This is a genomic window from Gordonia zhaorongruii (genome assembly GCF_007559005.1).
Lineage (GTDB): Bacteria > Actinomycetota > Actinomycetes > Mycobacteriales > Mycobacteriaceae > Gordonia > Gordonia zhaorongruii.
On record NZ_CP041763.1, the window covers coordinates 3089756 to 3108806 of the forward strand.

Here is a 19051-nt window from a genome sequence, read left to right on the forward strand (position 1 = left end):
CCGCGGAGATTTGTCTACCCCTAGGGGGTATACGAACTCGATGATGAGGCACAGGGTCAGCCTGGATGATTCAGCGCGTGCGCTACTCGCCGAGACGGTCGGCGAGTTGGGAGAGACTGAGCGCCACATCGCGCAACGCTTCACCGATCGCGCTGGTGTCGCCCGACCCCGGGTTCGCGCGCAACCGGTCAGCGGCGTCGTGAACCGCAGCGGTCATCGCCTTCAAGTCCTCGCCGGAGAGCTCCTCGAGGGGCACGTCCCGACCGATTCCGCCCAAGGGCTTGAGCGTGACCGGCACGCCCATGCGCGTCGGATCGTTACTCGAGGTGATGACCTGCAGCATCGACGTGGTCAGGACATCGGTGGATGTCGGACGGACCTCCATCGACGTCGCCGACGGATCATCGCGGAACACCACGGACGTGGATCCGCCCGGCGTGTCGTCTCCGAGCGACGGAACGTAGTCGTTGGTCACCCTCTCGCCCTCGTGATCCTGCTTCGCAGCGGGCTCCTTGAGTGCGGCGGGCTCGAACCGCGCCGGGCCGGTCGGCAGCGGAGGCAGCGGCACCTCGGTGTTCCGCGGTTCTGCGTATGTGGCGACCACCCGCGCATCGTCGATCTCGGCCCAGGCATCGACACCGTGCCGTCCGCCGCCTGCCTGCTCAACGTCTGCCTGATCTCCGTCAAGCGACTCCGCATCGACCGGTTCCACATCGACGAAGTCGTCCGCTTCGACCGGCGGGTACCGATGCGCCTGCGCCGAGATCGCACCGAAGTCGAAAGACAGCCACTCGCCGCCCGTCAGGACCGGGTCGGCAGCGTCCGGCCTCGGCGACGTGGCCGACGCTCCTTGCGGCTTCAGGGAAGGCAGATCAGCGAAGAGCCGATCCAGCGCGGACATCGCGTCCGGACGGTACTCGGACTGCTGATCCCGGACCTGCTGAGAAGGAAGCGGTGGCGGAGTCGCCGACGGTTCAGGCGGGAACTGCCGGGCCGGGGACTGCTGGGGCGGGAGTGGTGGCGGAGTCCCCTCGGCGGAAACGTCCGACTGCTCCGGCACGGCGAACGGCCGGGGCTGGTAGGCGTCATCCCGGTGGCGCGTCGGCCACGGTGCAGGAGGCGGCGACTGCCCATCGAATACCGGTTCCGAATGGACAGGCTCGGGCGGCACCCCGTAATGCGACGGCGGGGGTATCGGTCGACCATCGTGGTCGGGTGATCCTGCGGCGAAAGGGAACTCAGTCGCAGAGGCATCGTTCGACTGCTGCGCCTGGTTGTACCAGTCGGATATCGGGAGCACATGTCGCGCGGTCGGTGCCGACGGCGACTCCTCGCGCGGCGCACGGGTCTGCTGCCATCCGGGTTGACCGGCAGCCTGGGCCGGGTTACCCGGCATCTGATATGCCTGCGGTTGAGACCCCTGCGCGTGATGACCCTGCGCTTGATGATCCTGCGCTTGGTATCCCGCCGACTCCTGCCACGGTAGTTCGTCACGACCCGGCGACACGTCGCGCTGCGACTGACCCCACTTCGATTGAGACCACTGCGGCTGATCCCACTGCGGCTGATTCCACTGCGATTGGTCCCACTGCTGGCCATGGCCTTGCGGGTCGGGCTGCGATGCCGCCCGGCCCGGAGTCTGCTCGGGGGCCGGCACCTGCGGCTGGGGCGTCGCCCCCTGCGGCCGTCGGTTCATCAGCGATCCGGTGGGCGGCTGGGCATCATCCACCCCGATTCCCGGGTACCGATGCTGCCCGCTGTGCCCGAAGTAGAAGAGGCAGTGCGCGCCGTCCAGCTCCTGGACCGGGCAAGGATCTTCGTCCCGGAGGGCCTGCGTGCCACGAGCGAAGTCGCCCCAGACCAGCCAGCGGCGACGTCCGTGATGAATCTGGTGTCCGTCGGAGGCGTGCGCGCCGGGATGACCTTCGCGGAGGACACAGCCCACGAGCCATTCATCTTCATGACCGAGCTCGAGCGCGGCACGTTCGCTCTGGGTGGCAACGATCGACGACCAGCACCGGCCACCACTCATGAACACACCTTTCTCCGTCTGCTGGCAAGCAGTGTACGGAGATTCGGGAGGTGAGACTAGAACCCGGGCACTGTTCGTTCACCCACCGGGATCAGGTCGTCGCCCGCGAGGACGAACGACCGGGAGACGGCGTTCGGGTTCTGGTCCGGAAAATCGGCACGCTGGTGACAGCCGCGCGATTCTTCCCTCGCCCGCGCCGCCGCGACGATCGCTCGCGCGGTGAGAAGCAGTGCCGCGTCCTCTGCCGAACGAAGTCCGCCGCGAACTGCTTCGGGAGCACCTGCCAGGAAGTCGGACACCTCCGCCAGCCCGTCACCGACCCGATCGAGTGCGACGTGCTTCGACATCTCATCTTGGAGCCGGGCGCGCTCGCACGACCTGGCCGTCCCCACTGCGGGCACCTCGGCGTCCAGAACCGCGCGGTCAGCGCATTCGGCGGCCCGGGACGCCGCTCTCCTGCCCATGACGAGGCCCTCGAGCAAGCTGTTGGACGCCAACCGATTGGCGCCGTGCAGCCCGGTCCTCGCCGTCTCGCCCGCGGCGAGCAGACCGGGGACCGTTGTCTGACCGTCCGCGTCGGTGACGATCCCCCCGCACAGGTAGTGGGCGCCCGGCACGACAGGCAGCCGACCTCCGGAGATGCCTAGGCCGGAGGCACGCACCCCCGCGGTGACTGTCGGAAACCGCTTCTCGAAGCCGTCGACTCCGCTGATGTCGAGGTACACGCTGTCGGCCCCGGTCCGCTCCATCGCTGCGGTGACCGCCCGCGCCACTACGTCACGGGGAGCGAGGTCACCGCGCGGATGCACACCAGCCGTCACCGGGTCGCCGTTCGCATCGACGAGCCTGCCGCCCTCTCCGCGAACCGCTTCGCTGACGAGCGTCCGGCGCCCGCGCGCACCTGGCACGTAGAGCATCGTGGGGTGGAACTGCACGAACTCCAGGTCGGCGACCTGCGCACCGGCCCGCAGAGCCAGTGCGATGCCGTCGCCGGTAGCGCCGGCCGGGTTGGTCGTCGCCGAGAACACGTGCCCGACACCGCCGGTCGCCAGCAGGACCGTCGGCGCCCAGGCCACCCGGCGCTCCGCCGCGGTCACAAACGATGCACCAGCCACGCGACCGTCGGCGATGAGGACGTCCGACGCCCACGAGTCGTAGAGAATTGCGACAGGGGAGTCATCGGCGTTCGCGCCAAGTGCCGCCTGCACGTGGGCCCCGGTCGCGTCGCCGCCCGCATGGATGATCCGCCGCACGCTGTGGCCGCCCTCCCGCGTTCGCCGGAATCGGCCGTCCTCACCGGTATCGAAGTCGGCGCCCCGGTCGACGAGTTGCGTCACCGCAGGCCATCCGTCGCTCAGGATCGGGTGCGTCGCGACGGCTTCGGTGAGACCCGCGCCGACCGCCAACGTGTCGTTCACGTGCTGGTCGACGGAGTCGTCGTGCGCGTCCGGATCTACGACGGCGATCCCGCCCTGCGCGTAGTAGGTCGAGGTCGAATGCTCCGCGTCACCGGGGCGCCACTGCGGCCCCTTGTTGAGCACCACCACGTCGAGGCCGCGCTCGGCCGCGGACAGCGCCGCTGTGAGACCCGCGATCCCGGCGCCGATCACCACGAGATCCGTGCGCAACTCGGCACGACCGGACATGGACTCCCTCTCACCTCGTCATCGATCGATGACCGTTATCGATCGATGATCGAAAACCTCGCTCGACGGTAACCCGAACCTGATCACCCGACAATCCACGGACCATCGGATTTGAAAGTTCGTCTGACCGAACTTAATCTTGCGGTATGTCGTTCAAAGGTGCGGGGATGGGCCGAATCGCAGCCCTGCTCGTCGTCGTGCTCGGTGTCAGCGGCTGCGCCCGCATCGACGACGACCCTCGTCCGCGCATCATCGCCAGTTTCACGGTTCTCGCCGACATCGCATCCCGCGTCGCAGGCGACCACGCACGCGTCGAGTCCCTCACCAAGTACGGTGCGGAGATCCATGGGTACGAACCGACGCCCGGCGACCTGCGAAAATTCGTGCACGCCGATCTACTTCTCGTGAACGGCCTCGGCCTGGAAGCCTGGTTCGAACGGTTCCTCGCCGACATCGAGGCGCCGCGCGCCGCGCTCTCGGACGGTGTGCGGACCATTCCGATCACCGGCACCCACCACCCCAATCCGCACGCGTGGATGTCGCCGCAGGAGTCGATGACGTACACCGACAACGCGGCGCGAGCGCTCTCCGGCATCGATCCTGCGCATGCGGCCGACTACCGAGCCAACGCAGCGAAGTACCGAGCCGAACTGCGCCGGATCGGTGACGACCTCGACCGGCGACTCGGCCGGATATCGGCGACCCGTGCGCTCGTCAGCTGCGAGGGCGCCTTCAGCTATCTGACACGGGACGCCTCTCTCCACGAGCGCTTCCTGTGGCCGGTGAACACCGAGAAGCAGGCCACCCCGCAGCACATGACGTCGGTCATCGACTTCGTGAACGATCATCGGATCCCCGCCGTCTACTGCGAATCGACCACCAATGACGCGCAGATGCGGCAGGTGGCGCGGGCGACCGGCGCCCGCCTCGGCGACACCCTGTACGTGGACTCGCTGTCGCTTCCCGACGGCCCGGTGCCCACGCACGCCGCGCTCCTGAGGCACGACGCCGACGCGATCGTCAACGGCCTGGCCGAACGGTCGCACGAATGACACCGCCCCTGCTCGACGTCGCCGGACTCACTGTTCATTACGGGAGCCGACTGGCTCTCGACGACGTCGGTTTCACGGTCCCTGCCGGAACCGTCTGCGGTCTGGCCGGCACCAACGGCGCCGGAAAATCGACGCTGATGAAGGCGATCCTAGGCTTGGTCCCGCCGACCTCCGGGCAGGTGCGGATCGCCGGATCGCCGGTCCGTGACGCTCTACGCGAGGCGCGCGTCGCCTACGTCGGGCAGTCCAGTGAGACAGACGCCGATTTCCCGATCCGAGTGGACGACGTGGTCATGACCGGACGTTACGGGCGTCAGGGGTGGCTGCGGAGACGCAGCGCAGCCGATCGTGCCGCCGTCGCCGATGCACTCGACCAGGTCGGTCTCGCCGACCTCCCGCACCGGCAGATCGGCGAACTGTCGGGCGGACAGCGCAAACGCATGTTCGTGGCGCGCGCCATCGCCCAGGAAGCAGACCTGCTCCTCCTCGACGAACCGTTCGCCGGCGTCGACCGGTACTCGGAGGCCCTGATCGTCGAACGGTTGCGCGCGCTGGCGGCCGACGGCCGCGGAATTCTCGTCTCCACACACGATCTCGCGTCGATGACGTCGTTCACCGACTCCGTGGTGCTCCTCGCCCGGCGACTGATCGCGCACGGCCCACCGGACGACGCACTGTCCCCCGACAGCCTGGCTGCCGCGTTCGGTCTTCCAGCGGGCGACCGGCGATCGAGGGACGAGCGATGATCGACGCACTCACCGAGCCGTGGACGATGCCGTTCATGCGGGACGCGCTGACCGCATCGGTCGTCGCCGCCGTCGTCTGCGCACTCATCAGCTGCTGGATCGTCCTGATCGGCTGGTCGCTGATGGGCGATGCGATCTCGCATGCGGTCCTGCCCGGAGTGGTCCTGTCGTACGTGATCGGCCTGCCGTTCGCGGTCGGCGCGGTCGTGTTCGGATTCGGTGCGGTTGGTCTGATCGGCGCGGTCCGGACCAATCGTCGGATCAAATCCGACGCGGCGATCGGCATCGTGTTCACCACGCTGTTCGCGCTCGGCCTGGTGCTGGTCTCGGTGGTTCCGTCGCAGACCGACCTCGGTCACATCCTCTTCGGCAACGTTCTCGGCGTCGCGGGCAGCGAACTGGTCCAGCTCTGCGTCCTGGCGGCCCTCGTCACCGTGATCCTGCTCGTGCGCCGCCGAGATCTGACTCTGGTCGCATTCGATCCGATCCACGCCCACACCATCGGACTGCGACCGAAGTGGACCCGCGCACTCCTCCTCGCACTCCTTGCGCTGACCTGCGTCATCGCATTGCAGATCGTGGGCGTCATCCTGGTGGTCGCGATGCTGATCGTCCCCGGTTCCACCGCCCGCCTGCTCACCGACCGGTTCGGCACGATGCTGCTGATCGCGCCGACGATCGCTGCCGTCACCACCGTCACCGGCCTGTACTGCGCGTACTGGTTCGACGTCGCCCCCGGGGGCATGGTCGTCCTGGCTCAGGGCGCGGTCTTCGCGCTCGTCTGGCTGCTGGAGCCGCGTCACGGACTGGTCGCGTCGCTGCGTCGCTGACTCGAGCGCTCAGCCGCGTCAACTACACTCCACAATGGTGATGACCATGAAGGACGACGGCTCCCGATCCGGGGAGCCCGCAAGCGAGCTGCACGGCGACGGCGCTGTGCACGCTCGGGAGCAGTTGTCCCAGGTGTCGCCGTTCGACGAGATCAGTCGATTCGCCTCCACGGCCTCGCACGCCGCTCTGGGTGTCGGACGTCTCGTCGCAGGTTCGGTGAACGGGATCGTGCACGGCCGCCGACCCGGACCGTCCGATGCCGCTCACGAGGTCCGGCACACGTTCGAGCGACTCGGCCCCACCTACGTGAAACTCGGCCAGTTGATCGCCTCGAGCCCGGGCGTTTTCGGCCCCGTCCTGTCGAACGAGTTCGAGTCGCTCCTGGACAAGGTCCGACCCGCCGACCCCGCCGAGCTCCGGAAGATCCTCGTCGAGGAACTCGGCGGTCCGCCGGAGGAGGTGTTCGCGGCGTTCGACGCCGAGCCGATCGCGTCCGCATCCATCGCCCAGGTCCACACTGCGACCCTGCACAGCGGCGAGGACGTCGTCGTCAAGATCCAGCGGCCCGGTATCTCCGACCGACTGGCTCCGGACGTCGCCATCCTGGAACGCCTGGCGGGCATCGCCGAGATCTCGGAGTACGGCCGGATGCTGTCCGCGCGGCACTTCGTCGAGGATTTCGCCGATGGTCTGAGCTCCGAGCTCGACTTCCGCAACGAGGCCGCCACCATGGCCGAGTGGTTCGAGTGCCTGCAGCCCGGCCCATTCGGCGACCGCGTCCGCGTTCCGTACGTGTACGACGACCTGACCACCCGCCGCGTCATGACGATGGAGCGGATCTACGCGATCCGCATCGACGATGCGGCTGCGGTTCGCGCAGCCGGACACAGCGGCGAGGCTCTGTGCCGCAATCTGCTGCTCTCTCTGCTCGACTCCGCGTTCCACGGCGGCCTGTTCCACGGGGACCTCCACGCGGGCAACGTCCTGGTCGACGACGACGGCAAGCTCGTCCTGCTCGACTTCGGCATCGTCGGGCGATTCAACGCCCGGACCCGCCGCATCCTGCGTCAGCTCGTGGTCGACCTGATCGTCAAACAGGACTACGACTCCGCAGGTCGGGCGATCTTCCTACTCGGCGCCGTCCACAAGCCCGGCTCCACATCGAAGGGCGCGGACGACCTGAAGCGGGTCACCACGCCGCTGTCGACGACGGAGTTGGGGGCGATGTCGTACACCGACCTCGGCAGGCAGCTCGCCGCGGTCGCGAAGGCCCACGACGCCCGTCTCCCCCGGGAGCTGATTCTCGTCGGGAAGCAGCTCCTCTACGTCGAGAAGTACATGAAACTGCTCGCTCCTCGCTGGAAGGCGATCAGCGACCGGGAGATCTACGGCTACATGGCCGGAATCATGAAGGAAGCCGAACGTGATCGGCGGGCCCGAAATGCGTGAGCACCGTATGGGTGATGACAGCATGTGTGATGCGGGGCCGACCGACCACTCCGACCAACCCTCCACGAGGAGCCGACTGACGTGAAGCGTGTCCTACTGCCCCTGCTGGCATTCCTCGGTGTCGCGTGCATCGCAGCCGCCATCGCCATCCCGACGTATCTCGTCCCGAAGCTCAAAGTGGTGCCGCTCGATCTGGACATCACCTCGAACGCGTCGACGGTGCCGGGCCAGGGCCAGACCGGCGACCGGTCCCGGCGCGCATCTTCGACCGCTGCTCGGTGACCAAGCGCAAGGCCGCGGTACTCGACGCGAACATCACCCAGCAGCGGCGTTCGGTGATCGTGGACCCGTCCGACGAGGATCAGGCGACCCTCCAGTCCGCGCAGACGCTCCGAATCGACCGGGTTCGCGATGAGGACGGCAAGGAACGCGAGCTGACGATGTCGACCGACGGCGATCCCAAATGCGACGACGCGCTGCTGAACGCGACCGTCGATCGGGTCTCGGTGGACCGCTCGACCTCGGTACCCAACGGCGATGTGAGCTCGCTTCAGCTGGAGGCGGTGCCCGAGGGCGGCAACGTCGAGGACGCATCGGTGAAGCTCGAGGACCGCAAGGGCTTCCAGTACAAGTTCGGCTTCGATGTGAAGAAGCGGGATTACTACTACTACGACAGCACGACGCGACAGGACTCGCCGGCGAAGTTCGTCGAGGAGAAGGAGGTCGGCGGCGTCAAGACCTACCACTTCGTCGCCGATGTTCCCGAGACCGATCTGTCGAACCTGCCGAGCCCGACCGGCGATGCGCCGCTCGGCACCATCCTGAACATGCCCGCTCGTTGGTGGGGTATCTCGGGTCGCGGAGTCAAGAGCCGCGACATGATCCAGATGCACCGTTACGGCTCCGCGAAGCGCCACGTGTACGTCGAACCGACGACCGGCACGATCGTGTCCGGGTACGAGGAGCAGCACCAGTACTTCCGGTCGCCCGACGACAGCGAGGACAGCCCCGCCGCGATCCGCGACTTCCGGATGGACGCCCTCAAGGCGACGTTCCAGTGGACCGACGAGACTGTCGCCAACCAGGCTGATCGCGCCAAGGGCTACAAGAGCCAGCTCTTCTGGGGCGGCACGGTCACCCCGATCATCCTGGGCATCCTCGGTGCGCTGCTGCTGATCGGATGGGCGGTCATCACATGGTTCGGCCGGCGCGGTGACGCCGACGACGGCCAGGATCCCGACGACGCGCATGGCCCGGACGACGGCCCCTACGGCGACGGCCCTTACGACGGTGATCCGTACAATGGTGGTCCCGACGCACGCCACGACGGATTCGTCGCGACGCCGCACGAGGCGCCGAACGATGCCTACGCGTACGGCAACGAGACGACGACGTCGATCCCGCCGCAGGGCTCCACCGACGACACCACCGTCATTCCACCGGTGGACGGCGGCAGCCCGCTGGACGACACGGACACCTCCGCGTTCCGTCCGCCGAATCACCGATACGAGTAACCCGCGGTATCCCGTCTGGCCCCGAATTTCGCGTTGATCGTTCGGACGTACGATCGACCATCGCGATTTTCGGGGCCATTCGCGCTTCTGACACCTACAACAGGCCCGCTGCGACGAGGCGCGGCCTCAATCGCGGCACGACACGCCGGTTCTCCAGGTCGGACCAATCCCATCGAATCACGGTGACCTGCATGGATTCGAGACGGTTCTGCCGCTTCTTCTCACGTCGGACGACGTCGATCGGCGTCGCACCCGCGCAGTTGTAGTCCTCGTACTTGCCGTAACCGTCGAACTCTCCGACCACGCGGCCATCCCAGTCGTAATCGGTCTGCGCGACGAATCGTCCCCGGCCGTCGTGGAACTCGTGCTGCAGGCGCGGACGAGGAAGGCCGGCCTCCAGGATCTGGGCGCGGCCCCACGACTCGCCGGGATTGGCGGACAGTGCGTCGGCATGAGCGAATGCACAACGAGCGGTGGCGACTCCGTGCCTGGGCGGTTTCAGCAGTTCAGTGATCGCGGACGAGGACGCCCCCTGAGCGAGCGCACCGTCGAAGACGGCGAGCGCGCCCGCGAAACCCAGGTGCGACGTGCAGGCGACAGCGACCGCAGTCGCCTCGACCGACGGGACGCACAACCCGCCGACGGTCGTCACCTCGGTGATGTCGATCCGCCCGGTGTGCACGCGCAGCGTGCGTCGTCGAGGCCGTCGATCGCTGATGACCTCGACGCGAGCCAGTTCGGGCTTGAGCATGGGCAACCCGTGGATGACGGCGGCCGTCGCATGGCTGAACACCAGCGACGGGTCCTTCGCCGCTGCGGTTCGCGCGCGCAACAGGTGGAGCGCCGTTGCCGACCGTGGCTCACTCGCGACGTACGCGCCCGGTGCGATCCGCTCCAGTTCCCCGCCGTCGCACGCACGCGCCAGGTGCGTTGCGCTCACGCCGACTGCCACCGCCCGCTGCCGGTAGAGGATGCCGTGCTCGTCGAAGGGAAGCTGCATACCGGTTAGACGCCGCAGACGTCCCAGAGGTTGCACGCCCGTCCACAAACCTGTGTCCTACCCCGAAATACGCGCTGATCGTCAGGACGTTCGTACGCGCAACGCGATTTTCGGGGCCTTCGACGCTGCGCTGGTTCAGCGGTGGGCGACGGCGCGGCCTGCGGCGCGGCCAGAGAAGATGCAGCCGCCGAGGAACGTGCCCTCGAGTGCGTTGTACCCGTGGACGCCGCCGCCACCGAAACCGGCGACCTCGCCGGCCGCGTAGAGCCCGTCGAACACCTCTCCGTCCGGGCGCATCACCTGAGATTCGAGATTGGTCTCGAGTCCGCCCAGCGTCTTTCGGGTCAGTATGTTGAGCCGGACGGCGATGAGGGGGCCGTGCGCCGGGTCGAGGATGCGGTGGGGTTTGGCGACGCGGACCACCTTGTCGCCGATGTAGTTCCGCGCGTTGTGGATCGCCATCATCTGCCCGTCCTTGCTGTACGGGTTGTCGATCTGCGCGTCACGGGTCGAGATGGTGCGCTCGAGCTGCTGAAGGTCGATGGTTCCGCCCCGGCCGATCTCGTTCATGCCGCGCACCAGATCCGGCAGGTTGTCCCGGACGACGAAGTCGGCGCCGCGCTCGGTGAACGCCTGCACCGGTACCGGCATGCCCTTCGCGAGGCGGCTCTTGGCCGCCACCTTCAACGACTTCTCGGTGATGTCCGGGTTCTGCTCCGATCCGGACAGCGCGAACTCCTTCTCGATGATCGACGTCGACAGCACGAACCACGAGTAGTCGTAGCCGGTGTCGAGGATCGCCTTCATCGTCGAGTTGGTGTCGAATCCCGGAAAGTTCGGCGCCGGCAACCTGTTGCCGTTCGCGTCCAACCAGAGCGACGAGGGTCCGGGAATGATGCGGATCGCGTGATCAGTCCAGATCGGATCCCAGTTCTCGATGCCCTCGGTGTAGTGCCACATCCGGTCCCGGTTCACGATGTTGCCGCCCGCGTCCTCGGTGATCCCGAGCATTCGGCCGTCCACGTAGTCCGGGACGCCCGAGATCATGGTCTTCGGGGGCGGCCCGAGACGGTCGACGGGCCAGTTCTCCCGGACCAGATCGTGATTGTGGCCGATTCCGCCGGAGGTGACGATGACGGCACCCGCGCGTATCTCGAACTCGTCGACCACCGTGCGCGACGACGGCACCCCGCGCTCGGTCCGGCTCGCTTCGAGGGTGGCCCCGCGGACGCCTACGGCCGCCCCGTCCTCGACGATCAGCTCGTCGACGCGCCGCCGGAACTCAAAGGTCACCAAACCGCGTTCCTCCGCTTCGAGGACCGGTTCGAGGAACACCCGAACCACCTCGGGCCCGGTACCCCACGTCAGATGGAACCGCGGGACCGAATTGCCGTGGCCGTCCGCGAAGCCGCCGCCTCGCTCCGCCCACCCGACTACCGGCGTGAATCGGAGACCCAGGTCGTGCAGGTACTGCCGTTTGATCGTCGACGCGAAGTCGACGTAAGCACGCGCCCACTGGCGCGGCCAGTAGTCCTCGTCCTCACGGTCGAAGGCGGCGGACCCCATCCAGTCCTGGAGCGCGAGCTCGGGCGAGTCCTTGATGCCGAGACGCCGCTGCTCCGGGCTGTCGACGAGGAAGAGGCCGCCGAGCGACCAGAAGGCCTGACCGCCGAGGTTCTCCCGGTTCTCCTGATCGACGACGACCACCGACCGCCCGGCCTTCGTCAACTCGTACGTGGCGACCAGACCCGCCAGTCCCGCTCCAACGACGACGGCGTCGGCCTGTTTCCGATTGCTCACGCGTCTCCCTCTCCCGGCCTCGGCCTGTGTGCTTTACCGCACAGCTTAACCGTCGTGACGTGCGCCTCGGCCGGCTCCGGAGCCTGCTACGACGTCACAGAACGGACACGCGCAGGTGTGCGCTGCGACAACGGATCCATCTCGCAGTGGCCACAGCTTTGGACAGCGGGTCACGGTTCGGTTACGCTCACCCCGAACGGGGGTCTGGGCCGACTGGTCCGAGATATTTTTCCCGCGATCACTGTCGGGTGGTCGCTGACATGAAGGACTACGCATGCTCTCTAGTGCCCGTAAGCGCTTGGCGGCCGGTGTGCTCGCGCTGGCCACCGCGGCCGGCACGGCCGTCGCCGTCACCCCGCAGGCCGAAGCCGTCGGCACAGTCGAGAACGTCTACTCGCACGCGATGCACAAGAGCATCCCGGTGAAGATCATCGACGCTCCCGGCGGCAACAACCCGACGCTGTACCTGCTCGACGGCCTGCGCGCCCCGAAGCACAACAGCGGTTGGCTCCTCGAGACCGACGTCGACAAGTTCATGGCAGGAAAGCGCACCAACGTCGCCATGCCGTTCGGCGGCGCAGGCAGCTTCTACACCAACTGGGAGCGTCGCGACCCGAAGCTCGGCCTCAACAAGTGGGAGACCTTCCTGACCAAGGAACTCCCCGCCTACATGAAGAAGCGTCACGGCAGCGACAACCGCCGCAACGGCATCGGCGGTCTGTCGATGTCGGGCACTGCAGCGCTGAACCTGGCGTCGCGGCACCCGCGCTTCTACAAGGCCGTCGCCTCCTACAGCGGCTACCCGACCGTCACCATGCCCGGCTTCACCCAGGGCATCCAGGCCTCGGTGGCCGAGATGGGCGGCAACCCCAACAACATGTGGGGCTTCTACCCGGCCGGTCAGTGGTTCCAGAACGACCCGTTCCTGTCCGCAGGCAACCTCGCAGGCAAGCGCGTCTACGTGTCGTCGGGCACCGGTGTCGGCTCCAAGTACGACTCGTCGCTGACCCCGGGCAGCGCCAACTTCAACCCGACGAAGTTCGCGCAGATGGTTCCGCTCGAGGTCGCCGCATCGACCAGCTCGCGGATCTACACCGCTCGCCTGGCCACCGTGCCGGGTGTCCGCCTCACCACCAACATCACGCCGGACGGCGCGCACTGGTGGGACTACTGGGAAGCACGCTTCAAGCAGTCGTGGGGAACCACGTTCCGCCCGGCGTTCTTCTGAGCAGCGCCATAGCGCACGCGGCATAGAGCCGAGGCTGCGGCCGGTGACCTTCGATGGTCACCGGCCGCAGTCTTTTATTCCCTGGTGTGAACCATCTTTCAGGTCCTGGGCGGAGCATCGACCGCACGACTAGGCTGGTTCGCGTGGGTACTGGACAGCACATTCTGACGCGTAAGACCCCCTCCGCCCTCTTCTTGGTCCTGTCGATCAACGAGGGCGGCGAGGACGCGGTCCGCGATGCTCTCACCGGCCTTGCCGACGTTGTGACCACCGTGTCGTCGCGCGCCCCCGAATCCGTCCTCAGCGCGATCATCGGCATCGGCTCGCAGGCGTGGGACCGGCTCTTCGCCGGGCCGCGCCCCGCGGAGCTCCACCCGTTCATCGAGCTGACCGGCAAGGTGCACACGGCGCCTTCGACTCCCGGCGACCTGTTGCTGCACATCAAGTCCGATCGATCCGACCTCGCGTTCGAGGTAGGGCGGCTGTGGACTGCGGGTCTGGAAGAGGCGGTCACCGCCGTCGACGAGACGCACGGCTTCCGCTACTTCGACATGCGCGACCTGATCGGATTCGTCGACGGCACGGAGAACCCGGCGGGCGACGACGCCGTCGAGGCGATCGTCGTCGGCGACGAGGACCCCGAATTCGCGGGCGGCAGCTACGTCGCAGTCCAGCGGTACGTGACCGACATGGCCGAGTGGGCGGCCGTCGGAGTCGACGAGCAGGAGCGGGCTATCGGGCGAACCAAGTTCGACAACATCGAGATGGACGACGATGTGAAACCAGCCAACTCGCACGTCGCGCTCAACGTGATCGAAGACGAGGACGGCAACGAGCTCGACATCGTCCGCGACAACATGGCGTACGGTTCCATCGCGGGCGGAGGCGACAAGGGGACGTTGTTCATCGCCTATTCGCGGACCCCCGATATCACCGAGCAGATGCTTCGGAACATGTTCATCGGCGAACCCGAGGGCAACCACGACCGTCTCCTGGACTTCACCACCGCCGTGACCGGCTCGCAGTACTTCGCCCCCACCATCGAGTTCCTTGAGGACCTTCCCGGCCCGCCGGTGCCACCCGCCGAGGAGGAAGCGGAACCCGAACGCCCCGCCGACGGATCACTGGGCATCGGATCGCTCCGCTGATCCACCGCACGACCACACGAGCACACTTTCGAAAGGACACCCCATGAGCAATCTGCATCGCGACCTCGCCCCGATCTCCAGCGCCGCCTGGAGCGAGATCGAAGAGGAGGCGTCCCGCTCGTTCAAGCGGAACCTGGGCGGTCGGCGCGTCGTCGATGTGAAGGGTCCGCTCGGTCTGGACGCCGAGGCGGTCACTCGCGGCCACCGGTCCAAGATCGACTCGCCCGCCGACGGCATTCAGGCGTTCCTCCGCAAGGCGCAGCCGCTCGTCGAACTGAAGGTTCCGTTCACGGTGACCCGCGAGGCCATCGACGACGTCGAGCGCGGCGCCTCGGACTCCGACTGGGATCCCGTGGTGGAAGCCGCCCGTGAACTGGCGCTCGCCGAGGATCGCGCGATCTTCGAGGGCTACGGCGCCGCCCAGATCTCGGGGATCGGGGAGAGCGCGGCGCACGTCGCCGTGCCCGAGAACGTGACGGACTTCCCGGAGGCCATCAGCCAGGCGATCAACAAGCTGCGGCTGGCTTCGGTCGATGGCCCGTACTCTCTCGCGTTGTCCGCCGACTTGTTCGCTGAGGTCAATGAGACGTCCAACCACGGCTACCCGATCCGCGAGCACTTGCGGCGGATCCTGGTTGACGGCGACATCGTCTGGGCGCCCGCCATCACGGGCGCCTACCTGATCTCCACCCGCGGCGGCGACTTCGAGTTGTCGATCGGCCAGGACGTCTCGATCGGTTACGACTCGCACGACGGTGATGTCGTGAACCTCTACTTCACCGAGTCGTTCACCTACCTCACTTACAGCCCGGAAGCGGCCATCGCGCTGCGCTGAGTAAGTAAGTCGCACGGTCGAACGATGCTGCGTATCGTGTGCTGAGTGCTCATCCGCCTGCTCCGCACATATCTGGCGCGCTACCGTGCCGCGATCGCCGCGGTGGTCGTGCTTCAGCTGGTCGCCACCGCCGCAATGCTGTACCTGCCCACGCTGAACGCTGACATCATCGACAACGGTGTCGCCACCGGCGACACCGGTTACATCGGCACCACCGGCGCCTGGATGCTGCTGGTCTCACTGGTTCAGATCCTGTGCTCGGTGGCGGCGATGTACTTCGGGTCGCGTACCGCCCTCGGGGCCGGCCGCGACATCCGGCACGATCTCCTGCACCGCGTGAACGGCTTCTCGGCGCGCGAGGTCGGCCGATTCGGCGCGCCGTCGTTGATCACCCGTACGACGAACGACGTCCAGCAGGTGCAGCTCCTGACCGTCATGTCGGTGTCCATCCTGGTGATGGCGCCGATCATGGGCATCGGCGGGATCGCGATGAGCGCCCATGTGGCACTGTCGATCTCGTGGATCCTCGGCGTCGCGGTCCCGGTCCTGGGCATCACGATGGGCTTGATCATCGGCCGCATGATCCCGGCTTTCCGGTCCATGCAAGAGCGGATCGACAACGTGAACCGGGTGATGCGCGAGCAGATAACCGGTATCCGCGTCGTGCGCGCGTTCGTCCGCGAACCTTACGAGATCGAGCGCTTCGGCGTCGCCAACCACCGGCTCGCGGACTCGTCGCTCCGAGTCGGCCGGATGATGGCGCTGATGTTCCCGTCGGTCATGCTCATCACGAACCTGACCCTGATCGCAGTGCTCTGGTTCGGTGGCCACGCCGTCGACGACGGCACGGTTCAGATCGGCGATCTGACTGCGATGATCAGCTACGTCATGCAGATCATGATGTCGGTGATGATGGCCTCGTTCCTGGCGATGATGGCGCCGCGTGCGGGCGTGTGCGCAGAGCGCATCTGCGAGGTCCTCGACACCGAGTCGTCGGTGCACACACCCGATTCCGCGGTGGCGATGACGACCGACCCGGCCGTCGTCGAGTTCGACGACGTCGAGTTCCGTTACCCGGGCGCCGACGAGCCGGTCCTGTGCGACATCTCGTTCGCCACCGCTCCGGGAACCACGACGGCGATCGTCGGATCGACGGGCGCCGGTAAGACGACGCTGGTGAATCTGGTGCCGCGCCTGCTGGACGCGACCGCAGGCGCACTGCGGATCGGCGGGGTCGACGTCCGGGATCAGGATCCTGATCTGCTGCGCTCGCACATCGGTCTGGTGCCGCAGCGCCCCTACCTGTTCTCCGGCACCGTGGCCACCAACCTCCGCCAGGGGAATCCGGACGCCACCGAGGACGAACTGTGGGAGGCATTGACGGTGGCTCAGGCCGCCGACTTCGTGCGCGCCATGCCGGATGGCCTGGACACGGCGATCTCGCAGGGCGGTACCACCGTGTCGGGAGGTCAGCGGCAGCGACTCGCGATCGCCCGCGCCCTGGTCCGCAGACCGTCGGTGTACGTCTTCGACGACTCCTTCTCGGCGCTCGATCTGTCGACCGACGCGCGGTTGCGGGCCGCGCTCGCTCCGGCGACCCGGGAATCCGCGATGATCGTCGTCGCGCAGCGAATCTCGACCATCACCGCTGCCGACCAGATCGTCGTCCTCGACGAGGGCACGATCGTCGGGCTCGGCACGCACGCCGAACTGCTCGAGTCGTGTCCCACCTACGCCGAGATAGCCGAATCCCAGCAGGCGATCGGAGCGGCGTCGTGAGCCGGCCGGGAGGCGGCGGAATACCCGGGGCGCCGTCGCTGGAGAAGCCCCGCTCCTTCCGCCCGTCCCTGAAGCGGCTCGTCCGGCTCCTCAGCGATTTTCGCGCGATGATGAGCGTGGTGCTGCTGTCGATCGTCGGCTCCGTCGCGCTGACGGCGTACTCGCCGCGCGTTCTCGGAGACGCCACCGATGAGCTGTTCGAGGGGGTCATCGGATCGCAGCTTCCTGCCGGTGCCACGAAGGAGCAGGCAGTGGAGGGGTTACGCGCCTCCGGCCACGGCACGTTCGCAGACATGGTGGCGTCGATGGACGTGATCCCCGGTCAAGCCGTCGACTTCAACGCCGTCGGCCGACTCCTCGCGTTCGTCCTCGCGTTGTACGCGCTCTCCGCGATCCTCGGTTGGCTCGGCGCCTACCTGCTGAACAAGGTGGTGGTCCGAACCGTCACCGATCTGCGCGCCCGGATCGAGGAAAAGGTGCACCGCCTGCCACTGTCGTACTACGACGGCTCGGCGCGCGGTGATCTCCTGAGCCGCGTCACCAACGACCTGGACAACCTCTCGCAGTCGCTGCAGCAGACCATCAGCCAGTTCCTGAACTCCGTGCTGATGGTCATCGCCATCCTCGTGATGATGTTCAGCATCTCACCGATTCTGTCGCTCATCGCGCTGGCCACCGTGCCGGTAGCGGCGATCGCCACCGGGATCATCGCGAAGCGGTCCAAGCCCCACTTCGTCGCGCAGTGGTCCTCGACCGGCGCCTTGAATGCCCAGATCGAGGAGGCTTTCACCGGACACGAGCTGGTGAAAGCGTTCGGTCGGCGCGAGGCCGTCGAGGCCGACTTCGACGAGCGCAACGAACTTCTCTACGAGTCGTCGTGGCGGGCCCAGTTCATCTCGGGCATCATCATGCCGACCATCATGTTCCTCGGGAACCTGAACTACGTCGCGGTCGCCGTCGTCGGCGGTCTGCGAGTCGCATCCGGCCAACTGAGTCTGGGCGAGGTCCAGGCCTTCATCCAGTACTCACGGCAGTTCACGCAACCCCTCACCCAGATCGGGTCGATGTTCAACCTGATGCAGAGCGGTGTGGCCTCGGCCGAGCGGATCTTCGACGTCCTCGATGAGGACGAGGAGGAGCGCGATCCGGCGGACGCCGAGTCGCCCGCCGTGGACGAGGGACGTATCGAGTTCGACGACGTGTCGTTCCGCTACCTGCCCGACCGCCCGCTCATCGAGAACCTGTCGCTGACGGCCGAACCGGGCGACACGATCGCGATCGTCGGGCCGACCGGCGCAGGCAAGACCACCTTGGTCAACCTGATCATGCGGTTCTACGAACTCGACTCCGGATCGATCGTCTTCGATGGGGTCGATGCGTCGCGGATGACGCGTGACGATCTGCGTGAGCGCACCGGAATGGTGTTGCAGGACTCCTGGCTGTTCGGCGGGACCATCTTCGAGAACATCGCCTACGGCGATCCGACGGCATCGGCCGACGAGGTACTCGAAGCGGCACGCATCAGTCACGTCGACCACTTCGTCCGGACCCTCCCCGACGGGTACGACACCGTCCTCGACGAGGAAGGCGGCGGAGTCAGCGCCGGTGAGCGCCAGCTGATCACGATCGCCCGAGCGTTCCTCGCGAAACCGACGGTCCTGATTCTGGACGAGGCGACGAGTTCGGTCGACACCCGCACCGAACTCCTCATCGGCAAGGCGATGGCGAATCTGCGGACCGACCGCACCAGTTTCGTCATCGCGCACCGCCTGTCGACCATCCGCGACGCGGACCTCATCGTCGTCATGGAGGACGGGCGGATCGTCGAGCAGGGCGATCACGCCGCACTTCTGGAGGCGAAGGGCGCGTACTACCGCCTGTACAGCGCGCAGTTCGCCGGTGCGTCGACGTAGTGCCGCACAGAATTCCCCGCTCCGCTGCGGAGACCGTGTCAGGACGTTGACCGCGCTGAGCGGGGAATCTCCCGCGGA

The 19051-nt window shown here is 67.1% G+C and carries 13 protein-coding genes and 1 pseudogene; 10 read left to right on the plus strand and 4 right to left on the minus strand.

Annotated elements, in window-relative coordinates; translation table 11 throughout:
• Window positions 1–82: 82 nt before the first annotated feature.
• Both FO044_RS14290 and nadB read right to left on the minus strand, forming a co-directional pair.
• Window positions 83–2032 (minus strand): hypothetical protein, encoded by a 1950-nt coding sequence (locus tag FO044_RS14290; RefSeq protein WP_143965874.1) that lies wholly within the window; start codon window positions 2030–2032, stop codon window positions 83–85.
• A gap of 56 nt (window positions 2033–2088) precedes the next feature.
• Window positions 2089–3678 carry an L-aspartate oxidase gene (gene nadB, locus FO044_RS14295; RefSeq protein WP_143965875.1) on the minus strand — a complete coding sequence of 530 codons (1590 nt, stop codon included), beginning with the start codon at window positions 3676–3678 and terminating at the stop codon, window positions 2089–2091.
• Between the two features lie 146 nt (window positions 3679–3824).
• Between nadB and FO044_RS14300 the strand changes: the two genes are divergently transcribed.
• The 5 genes and pseudogenes from FO044_RS14300 (at window position 3825) to pgfA (ending at window position 9270) form a co-directional block, all read left to right on the plus strand.
• Entirely contained in the window at window positions 3825–4730 is a 906-nt protein-coding gene (locus tag FO044_RS14300; protein WP_222103203.1) for a metal ABC transporter solute-binding protein, Zn/Mn family, read from the plus strand.
• Entirely contained in the window at window positions 4727–5476 is a 750-nt protein-coding gene (locus FO044_RS14305) for a metal ABC transporter ATP-binding protein (RefSeq protein ID WP_143965876.1), read from the plus strand. The genes FO044_RS14300 and FO044_RS14305 overlap by 4 nt, the downstream gene beginning before the upstream one ends.
• The gene (locus tag FO044_RS14310) at window positions 5473–6306 is read left to right on the plus strand and encodes a metal ABC transporter permease (RefSeq protein WP_186290558.1); all 834 of its coding nucleotides are present in this window, start codon (window positions 5473–5475) and stop codon (window positions 6304–6306) included. The genes FO044_RS14305 and FO044_RS14310 overlap by 4 nt, the downstream gene beginning before the upstream one ends.
• Window positions 6307–6346: 40 nt before the next feature.
• Entirely contained in the window at window positions 6347–7756 is a 1410-nt protein-coding gene (locus tag FO044_RS14315) for an ABC1 kinase family protein (protein ID WP_143966007.1), read from the plus strand.
• 81 nt (window positions 7757–7837) lie between these two features.
• Window positions 7838–9270, plus strand: a pseudogene (pgfA, locus tag FO044_RS14320) (cell envelope lipid trafficking protein PgfA).
• A 94-nt stretch (window positions 9271–9364) separates the two neighbouring features.
• Here the strand turns inward: pgfA and FO044_RS14325 are convergent.
• Together FO044_RS14325 and FO044_RS14330 are read right to left on the minus strand one after the other, a co-directional pair.
• Entirely contained in the window at window positions 9365–10270 is a 906-nt protein-coding gene (locus FO044_RS14325) for a type IV toxin-antitoxin system AbiEi family antitoxin domain-containing protein (protein ID WP_143965877.1), read from the minus strand.
• Window positions 10271–10405: 135 nt separating this feature from the next.
• On the minus strand, window positions 10406–12070 hold the full coding sequence (locus tag FO044_RS14330) for an FAD-binding dehydrogenase (protein WP_143965878.1): 1665 nt from the start codon (window positions 12068–12070) through the stop codon (window positions 10406–10408).
• 274 nt (window positions 12071–12344) lie between these two features.
• Between FO044_RS14330 and FO044_RS14335 the strand changes: the two genes are divergently transcribed.
• The 5 genes from FO044_RS14335 to FO044_RS14355 all read left to right on the plus strand — a co-directional run bounded on the left by FO044_RS14335 (window position 12345) and on the right by FO044_RS14355 (window position 18973).
• A complete protein-coding gene (locus FO044_RS14335) occupies window positions 12345–13298 on the plus strand; it encodes an alpha/beta hydrolase (protein WP_132992527.1) in 954 nt (317 codons plus the stop codon).
• A 143-nt stretch (window positions 13299–13441) separates the two neighbouring features.
• Complete coding sequence (locus FO044_RS14340; protein ID WP_143965879.1) at window positions 13442–14446, plus strand: Dyp-type peroxidase; 1005 nt, start codon at window positions 13442–13444, stop codon at window positions 14444–14446.
• Window positions 14447–14489: 43 nt separating this feature from the next.
• A complete protein-coding gene (locus FO044_RS14345) occupies window positions 14490–15281 on the plus strand; it encodes a family 1 encapsulin nanocompartment shell protein (RefSeq protein WP_132992529.1) in 792 nt (263 codons plus the stop codon).
• Window positions 15282–15326: 45 nt separating this feature from the next.
• Entirely contained in the window at window positions 15327–17060 is a 1734-nt protein-coding gene (locus tag FO044_RS14350) for an ABC transporter ATP-binding protein (protein WP_132992530.1), read from the plus strand.
• Entirely contained in the window at window positions 17057–18973 is a 1917-nt protein-coding gene (locus tag FO044_RS14355; RefSeq protein ID WP_132992531.1) for an ABC transporter ATP-binding protein, read from the plus strand. Before FO044_RS14350 ends, FO044_RS14355 begins: the two co-directional genes overlap by 4 nt.
• The last annotated feature ends 78 nt before the right edge of the window (window positions 18974–19051 follow it).

Coding starts and splice junctions, on each gene's coding strand:
- FO044_RS14305 (WP_143965876.1), top strand. CDS start 4,727: ATGACACCGCCCCTGCTCGACGTCGCCGGACTCACTGTTCATTACGGG.
- FO044_RS14300 (WP_222103203.1), top strand. CDS start 3,825: ATGTCGTTCAAAGGTGCGGGGATGGGCCGAATCGCAGCCCTGCTCGTC.
- FO044_RS14310 (WP_186290558.1), top strand. CDS start 5,473: ATGATCGACGCACTCACCGAGCCGTGGACGATGCCGTTCATGCGGGAC.
- FO044_RS14290 (WP_143965874.1), bottom strand. CDS start 2,032: ATGAGTGGTGGCCGGTGCTGGTCGTCGATCGTTGCCACCCAGAGCGAA.
- FO044_RS14345 (WP_132992529.1), top strand. CDS start 14,490: ATGAGCAATCTGCATCGCGACCTCGCCCCGATCTCCAGCGCCGCCTGG.
- FO044_RS14335 (WP_132992527.1), top strand. CDS start 12,345: ATGCTCTCTAGTGCCCGTAAGCGCTTGGCGGCCGGTGTGCTCGCGCTG.
- nadB (WP_143965875.1), bottom strand. CDS start 3,678: ATGTCCGGTCGTGCCGAGTTGCGCACGGATCTCGTGGTGATCGGCGCC.
- FO044_RS14315 (WP_143966007.1), top strand. CDS start 6,347: ATGACCATGAAGGACGACGGCTCCCGATCCGGGGAGCCCGCAAGCGAG.
- FO044_RS14325 (WP_143965877.1), bottom strand. CDS start 10,270: ATGCAGCTTCCCTTCGACGAGCACGGCATCCTCTACCGGCAGCGGGCG.